The sequence below is a fragment of the Streptomyces sp. NPDC051452 genome, from assembly GCF_044454765.1.
Classification (GTDB): Bacteria; Actinomycetota; Actinomycetes; order Streptomycetales; family Streptomycetaceae; genus Streptomyces.
In genome coordinates, this window is sequence record NZ_JBITEB010000012.1 from 92,645 (window position 1) to 115,500 (window position 22,856).

Consider the following 22,856-nt stretch of genomic DNA (forward strand, 5'->3'; position numbering starts at 1 on the left):
CGGACCACCGGGGCGGCCCCCGGCGCTACTTGGGGCACTGCTGCCAGGCCAGGTGGTACACCGTGTTGATGTCCCCGTCGGTGGAGTCCATCGTCATGAAGCTGACCTTGCCGGGGTTGCTGGTGCCCGCGTTCACCCTCAGCTCGGTGTTGATGTTGAAGTTGCGCAGCACCCCGCAGGGCGCCCAGACCAGCTGGGCCCAGTCGGTGCTGTCGGTGGCCTGCCAGTCGTCGTTGTGGACGCCGGTGAACGGATGGGTACGGGTCGCCGTGTTCGGTGAGCCCTGGAAGTAGTAGGACGCCTTCTGGGTGGCGCTCGCGCCCGGCTGGAGCGAGAGGAAGCCCCGGTAGTCCGCTTCGGCGATGGCGTAGGTGAAGCCCGCCGGGACGTGCACGATCAGGTTGAGCTGGCAGTTTCTGCGGAAGGCCGTGGGGTCGGAGTTGCCGCCGGCCTGGGCCAGGTAGTCGCTGTAGGTGACGGTGAAGGCGGTGTTGTCGGGGGACACCGCCACCGCGGCCGTACCGGCCGGACAGCCGGAGCCGTTGACCGTCGCCACGTCGATGACGATCCGGTCCGGGGGCGGGTTGTCGAACACGGGGGACGGGGACTGCGCGGGTAGCGCGGTGGTGAGCAGAGCGGCTACGGCGCCGCTCAGGAAAAGGCCACCAGCCATGGTTTCTCCCGGGTGAGTGGGTGGGGGGTTCGCCCTCCGACCCGCCCGTTCTCCTTGAAGAAACCGTGTGGAACCTGTGAAGGCGGGGGGAGGCGAGGGAATCGTAGGAAGCCCCGCTCTCACCCGACAGGGTGAACTCCGGCCATTCACACCGGGGTTTTCACGGGTTCTCCCAGGCCCCCGGCTCCGCCGCCAGGGCCCGCACCGGCGCGGGCAGCTCGTCCGCCGCGAGGTCGGCGAGGGTGACGCCCTCCAGGATCCGGCGGACGTTGGCCCGCAGGGCGATCCACAGCGGCAGCAGGGGCTGGGCCGTGCCGGTGTAGGCGAGGCCGGTCGGGCGCTCGCCGCGCACCGAGACGATGGGCCCGTCGACACCCCGTATGACGTCCGCGACCGTGATCGCCGCCGCGTCCCGGGCGAGCCGGTAGCCGCCGCCCCCGCCACGCCGGCTGTCGACGATTCCCGCGCGCCGCAGATCGCCGAGGATCCCTTCCAGGAACTTGTGCGGGATCTCCTGCGCGGCGGCGATCTCCTCGGCCTTCACCGGGCCGTCGCCTGGCCGCGCGGCCAGCTCCAGAACCGCCCGTACCGCGTAATCCGCCCGCGCCGAGATCCTCATGCGTCCATTGTGGGGCGCACCTCCATGGACAATGGCCGCACCCGCGCCCCGTAAGATCGCCCGGGAGGATCCACCTTGGCGCTCAGCAGACGTAACTTCAGTGCCCTCGCCGGTTCGACCGCGCTCGGTCTCGCCCTGGGCGGCAGCGGCGGCCCCGGGGCGCCCTCGGCCTACGCGGGCAGCAGCGTGCCGACCGGCCCGGCGCCCGCCCCGCCGAGCGCCGACGGTGTCCGGCACACCGTCGGGTACGACCGCTACTCCCTGCTCGTCGACGGCAGACGGCTGGTCGTGTGGTCCGGTGAGCTGCACCCCTTCCGGCTGCCGAGCCCCTCGCTGTGGCGGGACGTGCTGCAGAAGATGCGGGCCCACGGCTACAACGCGGTGAGCATCTACGTGGCCTGGAACTACCACTCCCCCGCGCCCGGCCGGTACGACTTCACCGGGGTCCGGGACCTGGACCTGTTCCTGCGGATGGCCGCCGAGACCGGGCTGTACGTCATCCTGCGGCCGGGCCCGTACATCAACGCCGAGGTCGACGGCGGCGGTTTCCCGGGCTGGCTGACGGCGACGCGGGGCACGGCCCGCACCGCCGACCCGACGTATCTGTCCCATGTGGACGAGTGGCTCACCGAGGTCGACCGGATCGTGGGCCGGCACCTGTTCACGCACGGCACCGGCACGGTGCTGCTCTACCAGATCGAGAACGAGTACGACGCGCACGTCCACGAGGCCACCGGCCGGGAGTACATGTCCCACCTGTACCGCAAGGTGCGGGCGGACGGCATCGACGTACCGCTGTTCCACAACGACAAGGGCCGCAACGGGTACTGGGTGCCCGGCTCCTTCGACACCGGCGGGGAGAAGGGCGGTTGGCTGTACGGCTTCGACGGCTATCCCTCGCCCTCCCAGACCCCGCCGGACTGGGGGCACTTCGGTCCCGGCGGGGCCGGGGGCGGGGCCACCGCATCGCCGTCCACACCGGGATTCGTGCCCGAGTTCGGCGGCGGCTGGTTCGACCCGTGGGGCGGGGCCTGGTTCGACGGCAAGGGGTACGCCGAGTCACGGCGCACCCGGGACGCGGCCTACGAACGCCGCTTCTACCTGACCAACCTCGCCAACGGCCTCACCCTGCACAACGTGTACATGACCTTCGGCGGGACTTCGTGGGGCTGGCTGCCGGCACCGGTCGTCTACACGTCGTACGACTACGGCGCCGCCATCGACGAGGGCCGTACCGTCACCGACAAGATCGCGCCGATGCACCAGCTGGGCCATCTGCTGCAACGCGTGCCCGACTTCGCCAAGCTGGACCGGGCGGCGGAGGTGAAGGCGGCCGGCCTGAAGGTCTACCACCTGGCCAACCCCGACACCGGCGCCCACGTGTACATCGCCCGCAACGACGGCACCGACGCCGTCACCACCGAGCTGCCCACCGACGCCGGCGACCTGCGGATCACCGTGCCCGGCAAGGACGCCCGGCTGCTGACGACCGGACTGTCCCTGGGCAAGCGGACGCTGAAGTACAGCACCGCCGAACCCGTGCTGCGCCTGACGGCGGGACGGCAGGACATCGCGCTGTTCTCCGGGCGCCGCGGCGACATGGCGGACCTGGTGCTGAAGTGCCCGGTCGAACCCTCCGTCCTGCGGCTGGACCAGGAGGCGGCCTGGGTGTACGACCGCGACGAACTGCGGGTGAACGCCCCCCTCGGCGAGGGCGGTCTGACCCGGGTGCTGGTCGGCAAGGGCGAGAGCGAGACCCCGCTGCTGCTGCTCTTCGCCGACGACGCCACCGCCGTCCGGCTGTTCCCCTACGACACCCCGTCCGGAACCCTGCTGGTGTACGGCCCGAAGCTGCTGCGCCACGCCGAGGTGCGCGGCCGCGAGGTCCACCTGACGGGTGACGTCACCGAGACCACGGGCCTGGAGGTGTGGGGCCCGCGCGGTGTCGACACCCTGGTGTGGAACGGGCGCGCCCTGCCCGCCCGGGTCACCCTCTCCGGCAGCCTGATGACCACCGGCCGGCTGCCCGCGGCCCCCGAGGTGCGGCTGCCCGAGCTGGGCGGCTGGCGGACGCGACGGGAGAACCCCGAGGCCGGTCCCGGCTTCGACGACTCCTCCTGGAAGGTCGCCGACGAGACGTCCTCGCCCAGCCCCACGAAGGTGCCGGACGGCGGGCCGGTGCTGTTCGCCGACGACTACGGCTTCCACTACGGCGACGTCTGGTACCGGGGCACGTTCCACGACTCCAGCGGCCTCGAGGAGATCGCGCTCGCCTACAGCACCGGCACACAGGGCCTGTTGATGGCCTGGCTCGACGGTGAACCGCTCGGCACCCACCGGATGCCGGTCCCGGACAAGACCACCACCATCCGCAAGGGCAGCTGGGCGGACACGGCCGTCCTGCCGGTGCGCGAGCGGCTGCGCTCCCCCGGCCGGCACGTGTTGTCGGTGCTGGTGCGGCGCATGCAGCACGACCAGGACGGCAAGGCGCTCGACACCCACAAGGTGGCCCGCGGCCTGACCGCCGCCTCCTTCAAGGGGGCCGCCCCGGACATCACCTGGCGGATCCAGGGCGAGACGGGCGCGGACCCGGTGCGCGGACCCATGAACAACGGTGGACTGTACGGGGAGCGGGAGGGCTGGCACCTGCCCGGCTTCCCGGACCGGGACTGGGAGGCGGTGAGCTTCCCGCGTTCCGCGCGGTACCAGGGCGTGACCTGGTACCGGACCACCTTCCGGCTGTCGGTGCCGGCCGACGTCGACGCGTCGGTCGGGCTGGTCCTGACGGACGATCCGTACCGGGCCTACCGGGCACAGATCTTCCTCAACGGCTGGAACATGGGCCAGTACATCAACGACGTCGGCCCGCAGCACACCTTCGTCCTGCCCAACGGCATCCTGCGCACCCGTGGCGCCAACACCCTGGCGCTGGCGGTCCTTTCGGAGTTCACCACGCTCTCCGGGCCCGGCGAGGTCCGGCTGACGCTGCTGGACCGGACGGCCGGGGGCGTACCGGTGACCCCGGTGCCCTCCCCCGGCCGCATCGCATGACGCGGACACATTCGGGCGCGTAGGCTCGGACGGGCCGCACACCGCGGTGGGAAGGGAGACCGATGACCTTCGGGGGCGTGCGAGAACGGGCAGCCCGCCTGGCCGTACGGTTACGGCGCTCCCGCTCCGGCTCGGCGATGCGCTCCCTGGCCGGCGACCTCGCCGCCGCCGTCCGCGCCCGCCCCGGCACCCCGGGCGGGGTGGGCGAGCTGGGCCGGGCGCTGTGCGAGGAGATGAGCGTGCTGCGCGGCGGACGGCCGGTGGAGCTGCGCTTCGAACGGTTCCCGGACGAGATCGAGGTCACCGGACTGTGGGTGGAGTTCGCCGACTTCGATCTGGTCATCGTGGAGGAACGGGCCGAGGCCGTGCAGCAGTTGGTCATCCTCGGGCATGAGCTGTGGCATCTGCACGCCGGGCACCGCCATCACCACCTGGCCGAATCCGCGGCGGCCCGCGCGTTCGCCGAGGCGCCCGGCCGGCGGGACATGGTGCTCACGGTGGCCGCCCGCAACGGCTCCCGGGAGAGCGACGAGGCCGAGGCCGACGACTTCGGGCACCGTCTCGCCACCCTGTTCCGCTCCCATGTGACGGGGGCGGCCGACGCCCCGCCGGGCCCCGTGCAACGCACCCTCGGCTACCGCGGGCACGGAGGGGCCGCGCGGTGACCGGGCCGGCCCTCGCTCCCCCGGCGTTCCCGGACGCGCTCCACCCCTCCTCCTGGCTCCCCGCCGCGGTCCTCGCCGCCGCCCTGCTGATCAAGCTGCCCACCATCGTCCGGCTGAGGCGGGATCCGCTGCTGCACGCCATCGGTGGTCTGCTGCTGCTCGGTTGCGCGGTGTTCGTGTTCTCCGCGCCGGCCACGATCGCCTGGACCAACCGGCTGACCGGCGTGCCCAACTTCGCGGCGCCCTGGTGCTATTCGCTCATCACCGCGATGTCGGGCGCCTGTCTGCTGCTGACCATCACCTGGCGCGACGGGCCGTCCGACGGCTCGCCGGCCGGCCGGCGTCCGCTGTGCCGGGTGCTGTGGGTGTACTCGGGGGTGATCGTCGCGCTGTGGGTGCTGTTCCTGTTCGCGGACGTGCCCGTGGAGCGGGTCCGGGACCTGGACACCTACTACGCCGCCACCCCGTTCATGCGCGAGGAGATCCTGCTGTACCTCGTCGCGCACGGGGTGGCCTGTGTGATCAACGCGCGGCTCATCCGGGACTGGGCGCACGGCGAGGACCTGGACGTCTGGCTGCGCCGGGGGCTGAGGCTGCTGGGCGCCGGGTGCGCCCTGAACCTGGTCTTCGTGGGGTTGAAGCTGGCGGCCGTCGTCGCCCGCTGGTGCGGTCGGGATCTGGACCGGCTGAGCACCGGTCTCGCACCGCCGGTCGCGGCGCTGGCCGCCGTCCTGGTCGCGGCCGGCATCATCCTGCCGCACGCCGGCCAGTGGCTGCGCGACCGGCGGCGGATCCGGCACGCCCACCGCGAGCTGCGGCCGCTGTACCGGCTGATGCGGACCGTGAGCGGTACGGGTGTGCCATTCGCGCCGCTGGCCACGCCGGAGCTGCGGCTGACCCGGCGCGAGACCTTCATCCGGGACGCGCTGCTGCCGCTGGCCCGGCACATCGACGCCGACCTCGCCAGGCGCTCCCGCGACGCCGCGCTCGCCCTCGGCCATCCACCGGAGCGGGCGAGGGCACTGGCCGCGGCGGTGGGCATCCTGGACGCCGTCGAGAACAGGGCCGCGCGGGCACCGGAGACGGCGGCCGGGCACGACCCCACGTGCCTGCTACGGGAGATCGCCCCGATCTCCCGTGCCCTGCGACGCGGCGAGGACATCACCGTGGTCCGGGCCCGAGCGGCGCTGGACAGGGACCGGGCCGCGGGGGTCGCGTAACCGGCCGCCCGACGGCGACCGGGCCCGCGCGCGGGCACCATGGGGGCATGTCACTCGACTTCCAGCTGGTGCTGCTGCGCCGCATGGCCGACCACAATCCGGACCTGGTGGAGGACGCCCGGCGGCGGCTCGGGGTGTCCCTCGCGGACATGCGGGAGACCAACAAACGCTGGCAGGCCATGGTCCGTTCGCCGCGCTCCCGGTCCGCGGCCGCCCGGTACCGGTCGGTCCTCGGCGAGCCCGAGGCCGTCGTCCCGCGCCGCCTCGGCGACGTCGACTGCGAGGCACGGCGGTGGGCGCTGCCCCTCTGGCCCGATCTGCGCTTCGAGGTGCTGGTGGGGCCCGGCGGGGCGGTGTGGAACGAGTGGCTGGTGCGCGCGCCGGGCGCGCCGGTGCCCGTGCTGGCGGGCCTGGACGACCTCGTCCCCTGGTCCTGTACGGTCGACGAGGCCGCCCGCGCCTTCGCGCCGGCCCGCCCGCTGGAGGGCACGGCGCCCACCCGGTGGGGGCTCGCCTTCACCGCGCCCGGCCGGGACGGGGTGCGCCACGAGGTGGTCGCCGAGTTCACCTGGGGACTGCTGCAGCGGACCGCGATCGTCGGGTGAGGCGCGTCAGTCCTGCCCGACGGCCGCCAGGATCGCCCGGGTCACGCGGGGCAGGGAGTCGGGGTGGAGCCACAGGAAGAGGTTCGGCTCGACGAGTTCCAGCTCCATCAGACGGGGTTCGCCGTCCTCGCCGTCGACCAGGTCCACGCGCGCGTACAGCAGCCCGGAACCGCCGGGTACGGCTGCCAACGCCCGCTCGGCCACGGCGCGTTCGGCCTTTGTGGGCTGCCAGGGGCGCAGCTCGGGGTGGGCCACCTTGTCGGCGTCGTAGGGGGTGCCGGGGGTGAGGACGGCGCCCTTGCGGCTGGCGTGCAGCAGGCCGCCGCCGAAGAACTGCAGCGCGCGCTCTCCGCTGACGTCTATGTCCCGCACATACGGCTGCACCATCGCGGTGCAGCCGTCCGCGTGCATCCGCGCGAGCTGCCGTAGCGCCGTGTCGCGCTCGCCGGGGGTGTAGCGGGCGGCGAACCGGGCGCCCGCGCCCGAGACCGGCTTGACGACGTACTCGTGGTCCTCGGGCAGATCGGCCGGCTCGCCCGGGGCGATGTAGCGGGTGGGGACGGTGGGCACGCCGGCCGCCGCGAGGTCGCCCAGGTACCGCTTGTCGGTGTTCCAGCGCACCACCGCGGCCGGGTTGGCGAGCCGGGTCAGCGCGCCGACCCGCTCCACCCAGGCCGTGAACTCCCCGAGCCGCCAGCTGTAGTCCCAGGTGGAGCGGATGACGACGAGGTCGTAGCCGGCCCAGTCCGCGTCCGGGTCGTCCCAGTGGCGGGCCTCGGCCTCGGCGCCCGCGTCCCCGAGCGCCCGCACCAGCACCGGCAGATCGGTGTCGTGGCCGGGCTCGGCCCCGGGGTCGTAGGTGGCGAGGGCGATGCGGGGCACGGGGGACTCCCTGTCGTACGACGGTTCGAACACCGGTGAGGCTAACAACCGGTGCCGCAACCGGCACCGGGATTTGACCTTCACCTTTGGTGAAGCCCCAGCATCGGTGGCGGACGAGGAGGCGCGCGGGATGCACAGCGAGTTCCTGACGATCGGGGCGTTCGCCAAGGCGAGCCGGCTGTCCCCGAAGGCACTGCGGCTCTACGACGAGCTGGCGCTGCTGCGGCCCGCCCGGGTCGATCCCGGCACCGGCTACCGGTACTACGCCGTCGCGCAGCTGGGTCAGGCCCGGCTCGTGGCCTGGCTGCGGCGGCTGGGCATGCCGCTGGCCCGGATCCGGGCGGTGTGCGCGCTCGACACGGCGGACGCCGCGCGGGCGGTCGAGGCCTACTGGGCCGCCGTCGAGGCGGAGACCGCCGTGCGGCGGGATCTGGCCGCGTTCCTCGTCGACCAGCTGACGGCCGCTTCGAGAGAGGACCACACCACCATGCTTCGTCTGCGTCATCGCGCCCACTCCGACCGAGGGCGGGTCCGTCCGGCCAACCAGGACACCGTGTACGCCGGCCGCAGGCTGCTCGCCGTGGCCGACGGGTTCGGTCCCGCGGGGGCGCCCGCGAGCGGGGCCGCGGTGGAGGCCCTGCGGTATCTGGACGAGTACGAGGAAGTCGCCGGGGACGGTGTGCTGCGTCTGCTGGAGGACGCGGTGCGTTCGGCGGGCGAGGCGGTGTGCGATCTGACGGGCGGGGACCGGTCGGCCGGCAGCACGCTGACCGCGCTGCTGTGGACGGGCTCACGGCTGGCCCTGGTCCATGTCGGGGACTCGCGGGCGTATCTGCTGCGGGACGGGGAGCTGGTCCGGATGACCCGGGACCACCGGGTGGCGATGCGGTCGCCGCTGCTGAGCAAGGCCCTGGGCGGCGACCTGGACCCGGTGCCGGACCTGCGGCTGGAGGAGGCGCGGGAGGGCGACCGGTATCTGCTGTGTTCCGACGGGCTCACCGAGGTCGTGGACGACGAGCGGATCCGGGAGCTGCTGACGGCGGAGCCGGACCCCGAGGCGGCGGCCCGGCTGCTGGTGGACACGGCGAACGCGGTGGGCGGCCCGGACAACGTGAGCTGCGTCGTCGCCGACGTCGTCCCCCACCTCGACGAGGCCGTGCCCCTCGGCTGAACCCGGGCCCTGGGCACGGTCGTCGGGACAAGGCTCCTGGTGTAGGAAGGGGATTGTCGTTCCCGGCAGCCGGGCGTGAGCCGGCAGTAAGGAGTACGCCTCGTGTCCTCCCTCTTCCCCGCCCTGACGGACGGTCCGGGTGACCGGATCGCCCTGCGGTTCGGCGAGCGGTCCGCGACCTACGCCGGGCTCGCCGGGGCCGCCGGTGCGCTGGCCGCGCGGCTGCGGGGCGTCCCCCGGGTCGCCGTGTGGGCCACCCCGGAGCTGGAGACCGCCGTCGCGGTGACGGGCGCGCTGGTCGCCGGGGTGGCCGCGGTGCCACTGAACCCGAGGTCGGGGGAGCGAGAGCTGACGCACATCCTCTCCGACAGCGCGCCCTCCCTCGTCCTGGTCGCGCCGGGCACCGAACTCCCCCCGGTGTTCGCGGGGTTGGAGGAGATCGTCGTCGACGCCTCGGCCTCGGGTCCGCTTCCACGGGAGCGGGCCGCCGACGGTGATCCCGCGCTGGTCGTCTACACCTCCGGCACCACCGGGCCGCCCAAGGGCGCGGTGCTGCCCCGGCGGGCGCTCGCCGCGACCCTGGACGCGCTCGCCGACGCCTGGCAGTGGAGCGGCGAGGACGTGCTGGTGCACGGGCTGCCGCTGTTCCATGTGCACGGGCTCGTGCTGGGCGTCCTCGGTCCGCTGCGGCGCGGCGGTTCGGTGCGGCACCTGGGGCGGTTCAGCCCCGAGGGGGTGGCCCGGGAGCTGAACGCCGGCGCGACCATGCTGTTCGGGGTGCCGACGATGTACCACCGCCTCGCCGAGGCGCTGCCGGAGGACCCGGAGCTGGCGAAGGCGCTCGGCCGGGCCCGGTTGCTGGTCTCGGGTTCGGCCGCGCTGCCGGTGCACGACCACGAGCGCATCGCGGCGGCGACCGGGCGGCGGGTGATCGAGCGGTACGGCATGACCGAGACGCTGATGAACACCAGCGTCCGGGCCGACGGGCAGGCGCGGGCCGGGACGGTCGGGGTGCCGCTGCCGGGGGTGGAACTGCGGCTGGTGGAGGAGGACGGGACGCGCATCACGGCCCATGACGGGGAGAGCGTGGGCGAGATCCAGGTGCGCGGCCCGAACCTGTTCACCGGGTATCTGAACCGGCCGGACGCCACGGCCGCCGCCTTCACGGCGGACGGCTGGTTCCGCACCGGGGACATGGCGGTGCGCGAGCCGGACGGGTACGTGCGTATCGTCGGGCGCAAGGCCACCGACCTGATCAAGAGCGGCGGTTACAAGATCGGGGCGGGTGAGATCGAGAACGCCCTGCTGGAGCATCCGGGGGTGCGTGAGGCGGCGGTCACCGGGGAGCCGGACGCGGACCTCGGCGAGCGGATCGTGGCCTGGGTCGTCGCGGCCGACCCGCAGGCGCCGCCGTCGGCCGAGGAGTTGGCGGACCATGTGGCGCGGCGGCTGGCCCCGCACAAGCGTCCACGCGTCGTCCGCTACCTGGACACGCTGCCCCGCAACGACATGGGGAAGATCATGAAGCGGGCCCTGGCGGATGTCTGAGCGGCGCTCGGCCCGGGAGATCCTGGACCTCCTCACGGATCCCGGGAGCCTCACGGAGATCCCGTACCCGGCCGGGGAGTCGCGCCGGGACGGTCCCCTCGGCTGGCAGGGCTACGACGCCGCACGCGCCCGTGCCGCCGAGCGCACCGGTGAGGGGGAGTCGGTCGTCTGTGGCACCGCGGCGGTCGGCGGCGCCCGGGCCGTGCTGATCGCCTTCGAGTTCGGCTTCCTGGGCGGCTCGCTGGGCGAACGCACCGGCGACCGGCTGGTGGCGGCGTACACGACTGCCCGTGAACACCGGCTGCCTCTCGTGTCGTTGATCGCGACCGGGGGCAGCCGGATGCAGGAGGGCATGGTCGCGCTGACCCAGCTCCAGCGTGTGGCCCGGCAGTCGGCGCTCACCCGGGAGGCGGGGGTGGCGCAGATCGCGGTCCTGCGGGACCCGACGACGGGCGGTGGCTGGGCCACGCTCGGCGCGGGCGCGGACGTCGTCCTGGCGCTGCCCGGCGCCCAGGTGGGTTTCGCCGGCTCCCGGGTCCGGCCACCGGACGCCGACCCGGCCGCGTACACGGCGGAGGCCCAGGTGGCCGCGGGATCGGCCGACGCGGTGGTGGCCCCGGGGGCCCTGAAGGAGACGCTCGCCTCGTGGCTGCGTCTGCTGTCCCCCGGGACATCCGCCCCCACGCGAGCCCCCGCGCACGGACGGGGAGTCGTGCCCGCCTCCGTGCCACGGGCCCTCGGTGGCACCGGTCTGCCCGCCACCGGCTGGGACGCCGTCCGCCGGGCGCGCTCACCGCGACGGCCCCGCGCCGAGGCCTACCTGGACGCCTACTTCACCTCACGCGTCGCCCTCGCCGGCGACCGGTGCGGCGGCACGGATCCGGGCGGCATGCTCTGCGGGTTCGGCGAGCGGGAGGGCCGTACGGTGGCCTACGCGGCGCAGACCGGTACGGCGACCCGGCCCGCCGGTTACCGCACCGCCGCCCGGCTGATCCGGTTCGCGGACCGGCTGGGCGTGCCGGTGCTGACGCTGGTGGACACCCCCGGCGCCGCGAACGACGCGGAGGCGGAGCGGCAGGGGGCCGGGGCGGCGATCGCCGAGGTGTTCGCGGCGGTGGCCGCGGCCCGGGTCCCGGTCACCACGCTCGTCGTCGGCGAGGGTGGCTCCGGCGGAGCGCTGGCGCTGGCCGCGCCCGGCAACACCTGGATCACGCCGGACGGTTACTTCTCGGTGATCGCCCCGGAGCTGGCGGCGGCCATCCTCAAACGGCCGCCCGAGGAGGTGGCGGAAACCGCCGGCCAGCTGCGGATCCGGCCGCAGGACCTGGTGGAGCTGGGGGTGGTCCGCGGTGTCGTGGACCACGCGGACCGCCCCCCGCCCCCGGTCACCTCACCGACACCGCCCGGATGATCTCCTGGGTCACCGAGCCGCCCTTGTCGTCGTGGGCCGAGGCCCGCAGCGAGACGGAGACGGCGGTGCGCGGCACGGCCAGGGTGCCCCGCCAGGAGTCCCGGGCGGCGGTGAGCCGGACCGGCCGCCAGGTGGCGCCGTCGTCGTAGGACACCGCCAGCTTTCCGCCGCCGAGGGTGCCGGTGCCGGCGGCTCCCGCCACGTACCGGGCGCCCAGGGTGAGCGGGAGTGGCCGGCCGCCGCGCACGGCGCCGGCGAGGTCGGTGTGGATGTCGTAGGCGAGGTTGATCAGCGGCAGGTACGTCCAGTGGTCCTGTGGTGTGGCGGCCGAGCGGAAGGTCCACTCGGTGTGGCCCCTGGTGGCGAGCTTCCAGCGGCTCGCGTCGAGCGTGGTGTCGGTGACGACCCGGTAGGTGTGCTCGTCGGCGGGCGCGTCCCACACATAGGCGGTGGAGTCGTTCCCCTGGTCGACCAGGGTGCCGTCCAGATAGGCGGCGGTGGTCTGGCGCATCCCGCTGTCCTCGCTCCACACGTCGCCGAAGCCGGTGTGGTCGGGCCCGCTGTCGCCCCAGCCGGGGGTGTTGAACCGGATCTGGCTGCCGGCGCGTTGCTGGCCCCAGCCGAGTCCGGTGCCCAGCCACGGGTGCCACACGGGCCGGAACCAGTCCAGCGCGGGCCGGGTGCCGCCGTGGTAGCGGACCAGTCCGCCGCGCTCCTCCAGCGCCCCGTCGCCGACCGTGACGGACTCGTGCCACAGCTGGCCGGGGCCGGTGGAGACGTAGTCGGTGCGCTCGGCGGGCAGGTCGATCCGCTCCTGGAAGCCGAGGCCGACGGGGAAGGAGTCGGTGATCGAGTACCGGAACTCGCCGCCGCCGATCGCCTGCGGCGCGTGGAAGCGGACGTGTACGGCGGCGAGTCGGCGGGGTGAGGGGGCGAAGGTGAGGGGCCGGTCGGGGATCGCTCCCCGGTGGCCCTCGGAGAGGTCGTACACATAGGGGGCGTCGGCCGTGCCGGTCATGTCGACCCGGCCGGCCGCCCGCAGCCGGGCCGCGTCGGCCGCGTTCACCGTGGCGATCTGCAGGGGCCGGTCGGCGTTGTCGCCGGTGCCCCACCAGGCCATCAGCCGGCCGGGCCGGTCGTCCGTCACGAACAGCGCCCGCGCGCCCGCGTCCTGGGCAGCCTGGGCGAGCGCGGCCGGGTCGGCGCCGTCGGTGAGGCGGGCCAGCACCGCCTTGCCGGACACCGCGGTGACGGGGCCGTCCCCGACGTCCACGAGCGGCAGCCGGGTGCGCCCCTCGATCAGGGTGCCGCCCGCCTGGACCGTCGCCTCGCCGACGCCCTCGACCGTCAGCGCCGGCCTGGCCAGCCGCCACACGGTCCGGTACTCGAAGTCGCCCCGGGTGACCTTCTTCGTGGGAGCGGCGCAGACGCTGTCGTAGGCGAGGGGCACCTGGACCGCGCCGAACAGGTCGGCGCCGCCGGCCTTGCGGTCGTACTCCATCAGCAGCTGGCGGGTCTCGGTACGCCGGCCGACGTCCGCGCTGATCTCGCGCAGTCCGCGACCGTCCAGGGTGACGTCGCGGTCCCGGTCGAGGGCGATCTCGGGGGCGGCGAGGAAGCCCAGGCCGAGGGAGTCGGCGCCGTGGCTGCCACGCACGTCGAGGAAGGAGGTGAGGGCGTAGGTGCCGGGCTTCAGGCGCAGCCGCAGGGTGCCCAGGTCGCCGACCCGGGCGGGCTGGGCCTCCTCGCCCTCGGCGAGCCGCTGCACGGTGAGGTCGGCGGCGGCGGGCGCGCCGGACCGGTCCAGGACGTGGACGGTGAGCGTGTACCGCTCCTCCTCCTTGACCAGCCCGAACACGGTGTGCGCGAGCGTGTCGCCGGCCGGGCCGGCGGCCACGATCTGTCCGCTGGTCTCACCGACCGGCGCCTTGGACGCGTCGCCGGTGACGGTGGTGGAGGCGGTGCCGTGGGCCGGGACGGTCAGCGAGGTGTCCGCGAGGGTGGCGACCCCCTGCGGGGCGCCCCGCACGGACAGGGTCAACGCGACCGGTTCGGCGGAGGTGTTGGTGTAGGTGAGGGTCCGGGTGACGGGCTTGTCCGCGTCGTAGGGCCAGCTGTGGAAGCCGAGGTCGGCGCTTCCGGTGGCGGTGACGCGCGCGTGCACGGCGTCCGGGACGCTGACCCGGCCCGCGCCCAAGGTGTAGGCGGACGCGTCCAGTTGTGCGGACGTGGACAGCAGGGCGTCCTTCAGCCGGGCGCCGGTCCAGTCGGGGTGTTCCTCGGCGAGCAGGGCCGCCACGCCGGCTATGTGCGGGGTCGCCATGGACGTACCACTCATGGAGGTGTAGTAGCCGCTGCCGGGGACGAGCTGGGAGCGGGCGGCGAGGATGTCGACGCCGGGGGCGCACAGGTCGGGTTTGAGGGCGTTGTCGCCGAAGCGGGGGCCGGCGCTGGTGAAGTAGGCCGGCTGGTCGCGGGCGTCCACCGCGCCCACGGTGAGCGCGGAGTCGGCGGCGCCGGGCGAGCCGATGGAGGACGGGGCGCCGGTGTTGCCGGCGGCGACGACGAAGAGCGCGCCGGTCTCCTTCGAGAGGGTGTCCACCGCCTCGGCCATCGGGTCGGTGCCGTCGCTGGGCTCGCTGGTGCCGAGGCTCATGGAGACGATCCGGGCGCGCACGTCCCGGGTCGCCCACTCCATTCCGGCGATGATCTCGGACTCGCTGCCCGATCCCTCGTCGCCGAGCACCTTGCCGACGGCGAGCGTCGCGTCCGGCGCCACCCCCTTCTCCTTGCCGCCGGAGGCGGTTCCGCTGCCGCCGACCGTGGAGGTGACGTGGGTGCCGTGGCCGTCGCGGTCGGCGACGTCCTGCCCGTCGACGAAACTGCGGGTCCGGCTCACCCGGTCCTTCAGGTCGGGGTGGCTCAGGTCCACGCCGGTGTCGAGGACGGCGACCGTGACGCCCTTGCCGGTGAGGCCCGCCTCCCAGGCGGTGGGCGTGCCGATCTGGGCGTTGCTCTCGGCGAGGTCCGCCCTCACCCGCCCGTCGAGCCAGACCTTGTCGATGCCGGAGCCCCGGGTGAAGGACCGCCAGAACGTGCGCCCCTTGCCGGCCTCCAGGGCGGCACCGCGCAGGCTGGGCAGCGCGCGGGTCCGCGTGGCACCGGCCGGGGCCGCGGTCCGGGCGCCCTTGTCGTAGGCCACGATCAGCGGCAGCGCGTGGACCTCGGCGTCGGTGAGCCCCTGCCGGATCAGTCCGCTGACGTCGAACAGCCGCCGGTCGAGGGTGCCGGCCCGCAGATACGGCAACGCCTCGTCCGGTACGACGGTGAGGTCGCCGTCGCTCTGCTGCGTCCGCACGGCGCCGGGGGCTCCCGGGGGCCGGTCCACGGCGACCGTCCTCTTTCCGTGCCCGAGGTCGGTCACGGTCACCTTGTCGCCGGTGACGAGGGTGAGGGTGGTGGCACCGGTGGCGCCCTTGGTGAGGTGCGGGGCCGTGGCCGCCCGCGCCGTCTGCGCCGCGACCGCCGGGCCGCTCGGCAGCAGGGTGCTCACCAACCCGGCCAGCAGCAGGGCCGTACCGCGTCTGCCTGCTCCTCGTCCTGTGGTCATCCACGCCTCTTCTCGTGTGGGTCGAGCGCGTCGGGTGCTGCGAAGAGTGTCGGGGGGCGCGTGGGGCCAGGGGACCACCCGGAGGTGGCGGATCGACGCAGTGGCGGGTTCTCGCCAGCGTCGGCGGACGGGCCACGGCGGCGCCACCGCCGAGCCGCGGCGCCCGGAGCCGTCGCCGGGGGTCGTTCACCGCCCGGTGGCCCGGCGACACACCGGGGAAGCCGGAAAATACCCCCGTTCAGCGGCGCCCCGCCCGGCGGCGCCCGAGCGGCGCCCGTCTCCGCCCCCGCGCAGGATGCAGAGAGGAAGAACCCGCCGACCGTGCGGGTGCCCCAAGGCCCGCGCACACTCGGGAGGATCTGCCGTGACCGTCAGTCTGGAGCAGTTGCGCCGCTGCCATTTCGCCGTCGACCTGGGAGCGGCCCGTACCCGGATGTATGTGAAGGGCGCCGGTCTCGTCGTCGACCAGCCCTCGGTCGCGGCGGTGAACACGCGTACCGGCGGGCTCATCGCGGTGGGCGACTTCGCGGAGAAGATGACGGGGCGGACGCCCAGCTACATCAGGGTGGTGCGGCCCATCTCCGGCGGCACGGTGGTGGACATCGAGATGGCCCAGCGCATGCTGCGGCAACTGCTCGGCGACAAGATGCGCCGTGCCCTGCGCCGCAAGCCCCGCCTGCGGGCGGCTGCCTGCACCCCGCACGCGGCCGATCCGCTGGCCCAGCGGGCGATGATCGAGACGCTGGTCGGACTGGGAGCGCGCCGGGTCGAGCTGGTGGACACGCTGATCGCGGCCGCGGTGGGCTGCGGACTGCCCGTGGAGCGCGCCGAGGCCACCATGATCATGGTGTGCGGGGCGGCGGCGACGGAGGTCGCGGTGCTCTCGCTCGGGTCCATCGTCACCGCCGCCCGGGTCCCGGTGGGCGGTGAGGCCGTGGACCACGCGATCGTGCAGCACCTGCGGCACGAGCACGCCCTGATGCTGCCCAGCCAGTCCGTACGACCCCTGCAACTGGCCCTGTCCGGCAACGGGCTCACTGCGCACGGACCACTGTCCACGGAGATCCACGGGCTGGACGTGGTCACCGGACTCGCCCGCAGCGTACGCATCGACACCGCCGCCGTGCGGGACGCCATCCAGACCCCGCTGACCTCCGTCCTGGACGGGATCGGCCGCGTGCTGCGCGACTGCCCGCCCGATCTGGTGGCCGACCTCGCCGACCGGGGGCTGACGATGGTGGGCGGCTCCGCGCTGCTGCCCGGGTTCGACCAGATGCTGCGACGGGCCACCGGGATGCCGGTGACCATCGCGGAGCGCCCCGACATCTGCGCGGCGCAGGGCTTGGGCGCCATGCTGGAGGGGCGGATCGAACCGCTGATGCTGAACCCGCTGGCCGCCTGAGCCGATCCGCCCGGTGGGGCTCGGCGGCGGGCGGTGGCGGACGGCGGTCAGTACGGCAGGATGCGGCCCGAAGGCGTCCTGCGGTCGATCTCCTGCCCGCGCGGCGCCGCTGGGCGCCGGCTGACACGCACCCGGATCCGACGGTCCATGACGCCCTCCTCCTGCCGGTACGGGCCGGCGGCGGACGCCGGTAGGAGGTGCGTGCCCAGGACATGACCCGTTCAAGCGTGAACGGGTCAAGTAGTGCATCCACCAGCGGTGTTGTCCCCTCTACGCGGGCGTCAGCAGAACGGGAAGTTCCTGGTGGCCGTTGCTGATGAGGGAGGCCACGGGCCGCAGTCGCCCGGCCGGGACCGCGAGGGACAGCCCGGGGAAGCGGTCGAAGAGCTGGCGCAGGGCCTCGGCGACCTCCAGGCGGGCCAGCGGGGCGCCGAGGCAGAAGTGCACACCGTGTCCGAAGGCCAGGTGGTCCTTCAGGGTGCGGGTCACGTCGAAGGTGTCGGCGCTGTCACCGTGCCAGTCCCGGTGACGGTTGGCGGCGGCGTACGAGGCGAGGATGGCCTCACCCCGGGCGATGGTCTGCCCGTCGGGCAGCTCGATGTCGGTGACGGCGTAGCGCAACGGCAGGTGCTTGACGGCGGGTTCGTGCCGCAGCGTCTCCTCCACGACGTCGTTCCAGTCGGCCTTGCCGGTGCGGACCAGTTCGAGCTGGTCGGGGGCGGTCAGCATGGCGACGACGGCCTGGTCGATGACGTTGACGGTGGTCTCGTACCCGGCGCTGATCATCAGCAGGAGCGTGTCGCGCAGTTCCTCGCCGGTGAAGCCGGTGCCGTCGCTCTCCTCGTCGCGGGCCGCGATGAGCAGGGACGTCATGTCGTCGCCGGGATCGGCGGTCTTGGCGGCGATCAGCTCGTCCAGGACGCCGTAGAGGCGTACGGCGTTGGCCTGGGACTGCTCCTGGGTGAGCGTGGTGTCGAAGACGCCGTCCACCAGCCGGCGGAAGTCGGCCCGCCGCTCCTTCGGTACGCCCATCAGATGGCCGATGACCGCGATGGGCAGCGGGTAGGCCAGGCGTTCGCGCAGGTCGACGGTCTGCCCGGCGGGCAGCGCGGTGAGGTCGTCGATCAGCTCGGTGACCATCGCCTCGACGGCCGGGCGCAGTTCGGCGATGCGTCGGGCGCTGAAGGCGGGGGCGACCAGGCGCCGTAGCCGGCGGTGGTCGGCGCCGTAGGCGGTGAACATGTTCTTCACCACGATCCACAGGGCGAGCGGCCAGGTGGCGACGGTCTGCTCGAACGCGGGCCAGTGTGCGCGCGCGTCCTTGGACACGGACGGGCTGGTCAGCAGTTGTTTGAGCAGCGCGGGGTCGGTGACGGCCCAGGCCTGGACGCCGAGGACGTCCACGCGGGCCGCCGGGCCCCGGGCGCGCAGGGCCTGGTGCTCCGGGTGCGCGGCGGCACCGGTCGGGTCGAGGACGAACGGGGTGTGCTGGGACATGACCGGTCTCCTTCAAACGACTGCGGGGCGACTTCGAGCTACTTCGGGCGAGTTCGGGCTATTTCGCTGGGGTTTCAGGGGACTTCGAGCGGCTTCAGACGACGGCGGGGAAGCGGACGGGCAGGGCGTCCAGCGCGCGGTGGAACGGCCCCGGCCGCCAGCCGAGTTCGGACTCGGGGCAGGCCAGGTCGAGCTCGGGGAGCGCGTCCAGGAGGCAGATGATGGCGGTCTCGGCGATCAGATACGCGTGGGACCTGGCCGGGCAGGTGTGCGGGCCGATGCTCCAGGACAGGTGGGCGCGATTGCCGCGGAGTTCGGCCGCGCCGGCCCCGGCGGTGACGGCCGGATCGTTGTTGCAGGCCGCCATGGAGATGACGACGGGCTGGTGCGCGGGGAGCAGCACGCCCTCGACGTCGATCGGGTAAGGCGGGTAGCTGATGCAGTAGTTGGCCAGGGGCGGGTCGGTGTACAGGACGGTGTCGAGGGCGTCCCGGACGGGCTGGCCCGCGTGCAGACCGGCGGAGAACTGCTCGTCGGTGAGGATCCTGAGCACGGTGTTGCTGATCAGGTTGGTCAGCGGCTCGATGCCGGCGCCGTAGAGCGTGACGAGCTGGTGGGACATCTCGATGTCGTCGAGCGCGGCGGCGTGCGCGATCAGCCGCGAGGTGACGTCGTCCCCGGGCTGCCGGCGGCGCAGGCCGACGAGTTCGGCGACCGCCAGAGCGAGCATCTCGTTGCCGCGAGCGGCCGTCTCGGCCTCCGACTCGAAGATCATGGCCATGCCGTCGGCGATGCGCCGGCCGATCTCGTCGGGGCAGCCCAGCAGGGCGCTCAGCACACGGAAGGCGATGGGCCAGGAGTACTGGACGAGCAGGTCGGCGTGGCCAAGGGCGCGGAAGTCGCCGATGGCGGCGGAGGCGACCTTCTCCACCAGGGCGCGCAGCTCGTGCTGGTCGACCGCCTGCAGGCTCGCGGTGTTGGCCGCCCGGTAGCGGGTGTGCTCGGCGCCGGCCGAGCGCAGCGCGTTGGGCCGCCACTCCATCATCGGCCGGACCGGGCAGCTCTCCGGCACGGTCTGCTGCCAGATGCGGGGGTCGGCGGGGAAGTGCAGCGGGTCGTTGAGGATGCGCCGGGCCTGCTGGAAGCCGATGACCAGGGTCGCGGGCACCCCGGGTGCGAGCTCCACGGGGACCAGCGGCCCGCGGTCACGGCGCATGCGCTCGTAGGCCGCGTGCGGATCGGCGGCGAACTCGGCGTCGTAGAGCGCGACGCGCGTCGCGGGGCTCGCGCTGCCGGGGGCGGGGATGGTCATCTGCGGGGCTCCACGAGAGATGCGGACGGGGTGTGCCGGGTGGTCAGGAACTCGATGAGCCCGATGAGCGCGTGCACGCAGGACCGGCGGTCCCGCGCGTCGCACTCGGCCAGCGGTGTGTCGGGGTCCAGCGCGAGCGCCTGCCGTATCTCGTGCAGGGGGTAACGGGGCGCTTCGGGGAAGACGTTGATGGCGACGGCGTACGGCGTGTGCTGCTCCTCCAGCAGGCTGAGCACCTCGTGGCAACCGTCGAGGTCCCGGGTGTCGACCAGGACCAGGGCGCCGAGCGCGCCTTCGGTCAGCCCTTGCCACAGGGGCCGGAACCGGGTCTGGCCCGGGGTGCCGAACAGGTACAGCACAAGGCGGTCGCCGAGCAGATGGATGCGGCCGAAGTCCATGGCGACCGTGGTGGTCGTCTTGTGCGGGGTGCCGCGCAGGTCGTCCACGCCGACGCTCGCCTCGGTGATCGGCTCCTCCATGCGCAGCGGTGTCACCTCGGACACGCTGCCGACGAAGGTGGTCTTGCCGACCCCGAACGCCCCGGCGACGACGATCTTCGCCGACCGGTTGACGGCCGGGGCCAGATAGTGGGGAGCGGGCTGGTCAGACCAGTTCGCGGAGTCCACGCAGCACCTCCTGTAGCAGGTCGAGTCCGGGCCGGCCCTCCTGGACGGGGACCGGGCTGGCCAGATGGCCGCTGTCCATCAGCGCGGAGACGATGATCCGGACGGTGGAGGGCGGCAGTTCGAGGGCCGCGGCGATGTCCGCCACGGCCAGTCCGCCGCGCCCCCCGGCGAACAGGCGCATCACCCTGCGGGCGTCCGGTCCCAGCTTCTCGGTGGAGCCGGCCGCCGCGATGACCACGGTCTCCACGCGGACATCCCGGCTGGGCCGGTTGCGTCCGCCGGTGCGGACGTAGGGCCTGATCAGGTCCGGGTCGTGCCGTGGACCGCTCACGGCGCGGTGCCGCCTTCCGGTGCGGAGCGGCGGTCGCCGACCTCCAGCTCGTGTCCGAGCCGGGTGGCCAGCCGCACCATGTGGTGGGTGATCAGGCCGACGTCGGCCTCGGGGCCGGTGGTGACCACCGAGAGCATGGAGTTCCTGGCGGCCGCGGTGGTCAGCCCGATCCGGCCCTGCGACTCGATCAGCAGCTGGCACATCCCCTTGCCGCCGACGTGTTCGTCCCACGCCTTGCCGGCGGCGCGCAGTGACGCGGTCACGGCGGCGAGTTTCTCCGCGTCCTCCTGGCCGATCGTCCGCGTGCGGGCCTGCAGCAGGCCGTCGCTGCTCATCAGCACCGCGTACTCGACTCCCTCGACGAGGCCGAGTTCCTGGTCGAGCAGCCATCCCAGGCTGTTGCTGTGCGTGTCGCGCATGGTCAGTGTCCTTCGGTGGTTCCGTGGTTTTCCTCGGTCTGGCGTCCCCGGCGGGTGCCCGCCGCCCAGGCGGCGGCCACGCTCGGCCGGCCCGGCACGACGGGCGCCTCGGGCTGGGCCGCGGGCGCCGGGCGTGCCGCGGCGGGGCGCCGGCGGACGGTGAGCCCGCTGGCCGTGGTCGCGGCGGGCGCCGGAACGGCGGCTTCCCGCGGGTCCGGCGAGCGCGTGGGCTCGAGCGGCCCGGCCGGCTCGGGCACCGCGCCCGTGCGGGGCGGCAGGTGCGGCTCGGGCGGCGCGGTGCGGGCGGGCGCCGCCGCCGGGGCGACGGCGGCGGGGAAGACCAGAAGGTTCTTCGGCAGCACCAGTACGGCCCGGGTCCCCTGGTAGATGTTCGGTGCGGTCAGCTCGACGCGGAAGCCGTAGTTCTCGGCGAGCAGCGAGGCGACCCGCAGACCGGTCTGCGGGTGGGCGCCCAGCTGGGTGATCTCGTCGCGCGCTTTGCCCGACATCACGTCGCTGGCCCACAGCAGCCGTTCGTCGTCCATCCGCAGACCGGCGTCGTCCACGACGAGGAAGCAGGCGTGGTGGCCCTCCTCCACGGAGACGTGCACCCGCGCGGCCGGCGGGGAGTAGCGCAGGGCGTTGTCCAGCAGCAGCGCCAGGGTGTGGACGACGGCCTCGACGGCGCGGCTCTGCACCGCGACGGTGTCCAGTTCGTGGTGTTCCACCCGCTGGTAGCCCTCGACCCGGCCCATCGCCGCGCGGATGACATCGGTCAGGGAGGTGCGTGGCCAGCGCCGGGAGAGCTTGTCGCCGGCCAGCACCGCGTAGCCCTGCGCGGTGAGCAGCATCTGCTGGGCGATGTGGTCGATGTGCACGAGGGTCGCGTAGGCCTCGTCGTCCTGGTGGGAGCGCACTCCCTGGCTGATCTCCCGGCTCAGCCGGGACGCTCGGGCCACCACGCTGGACGCGAAACCGCGCACGGCCGCCCGGGTGGCCTCCTGCGCCTCGCGGCGCGCGTCGGCGATCCGCCGGTCGGCGTCGGACCGGATCCCGGCGATGTGCCGGTCGGCCGTGTCCTGTGCGCTCTCCCGCACCCGGGTCACCGTGGCGGTCACCTGGCCGGTGAGGTCGCGGAGCCGGTCGGCGAGGGCGGTGCGGCTCAGCGGCGGGGGCAGGGTGGGCTCGACGGCGCGCTGCTCCCCGGGCCGGGCGTCCGCCAACGCCGGTACGTTGGCCGTGAGTTGTGCGAGGACGTATTCCACGGCGCCCAGCTGCTGGGCGAGCTGCTCCGCCCGGCTCCGCACCTGGTCGGCGCGGCTGCGCTCGCGTCGGTACGCGCGGCGGAAGCGCCAGGCGGTCACCGCGGCCGCCAGGGCCACCGCGGCAGTGGCGGCCAGTATCAGATGGGTCATCGAGTCCTCTCCAGGGTGTCCGGCTCGCGCACCGGTCGGCGCCGGGTGTCACGACCGGGCGGGACGGGGTCACCGGCTGCCGCGGCGACCCCGTTGTGGATGCGGGCATGACAGGTGGGGGAACGGGAGCCATGCGGGGCCGCGCCGTCCCCGGCGGCCGGGCGGGCCGATGACGGGGTGTGGCCCCGACCGGCGTCGGCAAAGGTGGAGATGGGCACGGACCACGCGCCGGCCGGGTCGCCGGCGGCCGCGACGGCCCGGGCACGACCGAGGTGCGCGGGCCTGCCGGATAAGGCAGGGAGGGCGGCGGGCACAGTGTCCTCCGGGTACGCGGTCCTGTCGTCCTGCGTCACGTCCGCGACGCCCGGGGGCCATGTCCGGTCTCTCTCGACCTTATCG

At 73.9% G+C, this 22,856-nt stretch carries 18 protein-coding genes; 8 read left to right on the plus strand and 10 right to left on the minus strand.

Features of this window, described 5'->3' with window-relative positions; translation table 11 throughout:
- Positions 1-25: 25 nt before the first annotated feature.
- On the minus strand, positions 26-673 hold the full coding sequence (locus ACIBA9_RS25945) for a DUF4360 domain-containing protein (RefSeq protein WP_399366585.1): 648 nt from the start codon (positions 671-673) through the stop codon (positions 26-28).
- Between the two features lie 160 nt (positions 674-833).
- Positions 834-1,292 (minus strand): RrF2 family transcriptional regulator, encoded by a 459-nt coding sequence (locus tag ACIBA9_RS25950; protein WP_393898381.1) that lies wholly within the window; start codon positions 1,290-1,292, stop codon positions 834-836.
- Positions 1,293-1,367: 75 nt separating this feature from the next.
- Here ACIBA9_RS25950 and ACIBA9_RS25955 point away from each other — a divergent pair, with 75 nt between their 5' ends.
- The 4 genes from ACIBA9_RS25955 (at position 1,368) to ACIBA9_RS25970 (ending at position 6,833) form a co-directional block, all read left to right on the plus strand.
- Positions 1,368-4,343 (plus strand): beta-galactosidase, encoded by a 2,976-nt coding sequence (locus tag ACIBA9_RS25955; RefSeq protein WP_399366587.1) that lies wholly within the window; start codon positions 1,368-1,370, stop codon positions 4,341-4,343.
- Between the two features lie 62 nt (positions 4,344-4,405).
- Positions 4,406-5,008: a toxin-antitoxin system, toxin component family protein gene (locus tag ACIBA9_RS25960; protein ID WP_399366589.1), complete on the plus strand. Its 603-nt coding sequence runs from the start codon at positions 4,406-4,408 to the stop codon at positions 5,006-5,008.
- On the plus strand, positions 5,005-6,228 hold the full coding sequence (locus tag ACIBA9_RS25965; RefSeq protein WP_399366591.1) for an MAB_1171c family putative transporter: 1,224 nt from the start codon (positions 5,005-5,007) through the stop codon (positions 6,226-6,228). The genes ACIBA9_RS25960 and ACIBA9_RS25965 overlap by 4 nt, the downstream gene beginning before the upstream one ends.
- 47 nt (positions 6,229-6,275) lie before the next feature.
- Entirely contained in the window at positions 6,276-6,833 is a 558-nt protein-coding gene (locus ACIBA9_RS25970; RefSeq protein WP_399366593.1) for a hypothetical protein, read from the plus strand.
- Between the two features lie 6 nt (positions 6,834-6,839).
- On the opposite strand, the gene ACIBA9_RS25975 is transcribed toward ACIBA9_RS25970, so the two are convergent.
- A complete protein-coding gene (locus ACIBA9_RS25975) occupies positions 6,840-7,715 on the minus strand; it encodes a RimK family alpha-L-glutamate ligase (RefSeq protein ID WP_399366595.1) in 876 nt (291 codons plus the stop codon).
- A 130-nt stretch (positions 7,716-7,845) separates the two neighbouring features.
- Between ACIBA9_RS25975 and ACIBA9_RS25980 the strand changes: the two genes are divergently transcribed.
- From ACIBA9_RS25980 to ACIBA9_RS25990, 3 genes are all read left to right on the plus strand, one after another.
- The gene (locus tag ACIBA9_RS25980) at positions 7,846-8,886 is read left to right on the plus strand and encodes a MerR family transcriptional regulator (RefSeq protein WP_399366597.1); all 1,041 of its coding nucleotides are present in this window, start codon (positions 7,846-7,848) and stop codon (positions 8,884-8,886) included.
- Positions 8,887-8,988: 102 nt separating this feature from the next.
- Positions 8,989-10,434: an acyl-CoA synthetase gene (locus ACIBA9_RS25985; protein WP_399366599.1), complete on the plus strand. Its 1,446-nt coding sequence runs from the start codon at positions 8,989-8,991 to the stop codon at positions 10,432-10,434.
- Positions 10,427-11,845 carry a carboxyl transferase domain-containing protein gene (locus ACIBA9_RS25990; RefSeq protein ID WP_399366601.1) on the plus strand — a complete coding sequence of 473 codons (1,419 nt, stop codon included), beginning with the start codon at positions 10,427-10,429 and terminating at the stop codon, positions 11,843-11,845. Before ACIBA9_RS25985 ends, ACIBA9_RS25990 begins: the two co-directional genes overlap by 8 nt.
- On the opposite strand, the gene ACIBA9_RS25995 is transcribed toward ACIBA9_RS25990, so the two are convergent.
- Complete coding sequence (locus ACIBA9_RS25995; RefSeq protein WP_399366603.1) at positions 11,820-15,455, minus strand: S8 family serine peptidase; 3,636 nt, start codon at positions 15,453-15,455, stop codon at positions 11,820-11,822. The two genes, ACIBA9_RS25990 and ACIBA9_RS25995, sit on opposite strands and share 26 nt — an antisense overlap.
- Before the next feature lie 364 nt (positions 15,456-15,819).
- Between ACIBA9_RS25995 and ACIBA9_RS26000 the strand changes: the two genes are divergently transcribed.
- Positions 15,820-16,857, plus strand: a complete 1,038-nt coding sequence (locus ACIBA9_RS26000) for a rod shape-determining protein (protein WP_362156966.1) — start codon at positions 15,820-15,822, stop codon at positions 16,855-16,857.
- A 270-nt stretch (positions 16,858-17,127) separates the two neighbouring features.
- Here ACIBA9_RS26000 and ACIBA9_RS26005 read toward each other — a convergent pair whose 3' ends face one another.
- The 6 genes from ACIBA9_RS26005 to ACIBA9_RS26030 form a co-directional block, all read right to left on the minus strand.
- Positions 17,128-18,354: a cytochrome P450 gene (locus ACIBA9_RS26005; RefSeq protein WP_399366605.1), complete on the minus strand. Its 1,227-nt coding sequence runs from the start codon at positions 18,352-18,354 to the stop codon at positions 17,128-17,130.
- Between the two features lie 94 nt (positions 18,355-18,448).
- Positions 18,449-19,666, minus strand: coding sequence for a cytochrome P450 (locus tag ACIBA9_RS26010; protein ID WP_399366607.1), 1,218 nt, complete (start codon positions 19,664-19,666; stop codon positions 18,449-18,451).
- A complete protein-coding gene (locus ACIBA9_RS26015) occupies positions 19,663-20,292 on the minus strand; it encodes an ATP/GTP-binding protein (protein ID WP_393898393.1) in 630 nt (209 codons plus the stop codon). The genes ACIBA9_RS26010 and ACIBA9_RS26015 overlap by 4 nt, the downstream gene beginning before the upstream one ends.
- Positions 20,270-20,623 (minus strand): DUF742 domain-containing protein, encoded by a 354-nt coding sequence (locus tag ACIBA9_RS26020; protein WP_362156957.1) that lies wholly within the window; start codon positions 20,621-20,623, stop codon positions 20,270-20,272. Before ACIBA9_RS26020 ends, ACIBA9_RS26015 begins: the two co-directional genes overlap by 23 nt.
- The gene (locus tag ACIBA9_RS26025) at positions 20,620-21,042 is read right to left on the minus strand and encodes a roadblock/LC7 domain-containing protein (protein ID WP_362156955.1); all 423 of its coding nucleotides are present in this window, start codon (positions 21,040-21,042) and stop codon (positions 20,620-20,622) included. Before ACIBA9_RS26025 ends, ACIBA9_RS26020 begins: the two co-directional genes overlap by 4 nt.
- A 2-nt stretch (positions 21,043-21,044) precedes the next feature.
- On the minus strand, positions 21,045-22,457 hold the full coding sequence (locus ACIBA9_RS26030; RefSeq protein ID WP_399366610.1) for an ATP-binding protein: 1,413 nt from the start codon (positions 22,455-22,457) through the stop codon (positions 21,045-21,047).
- Positions 22,458-22,856: the final 399 nt, after the last annotated feature.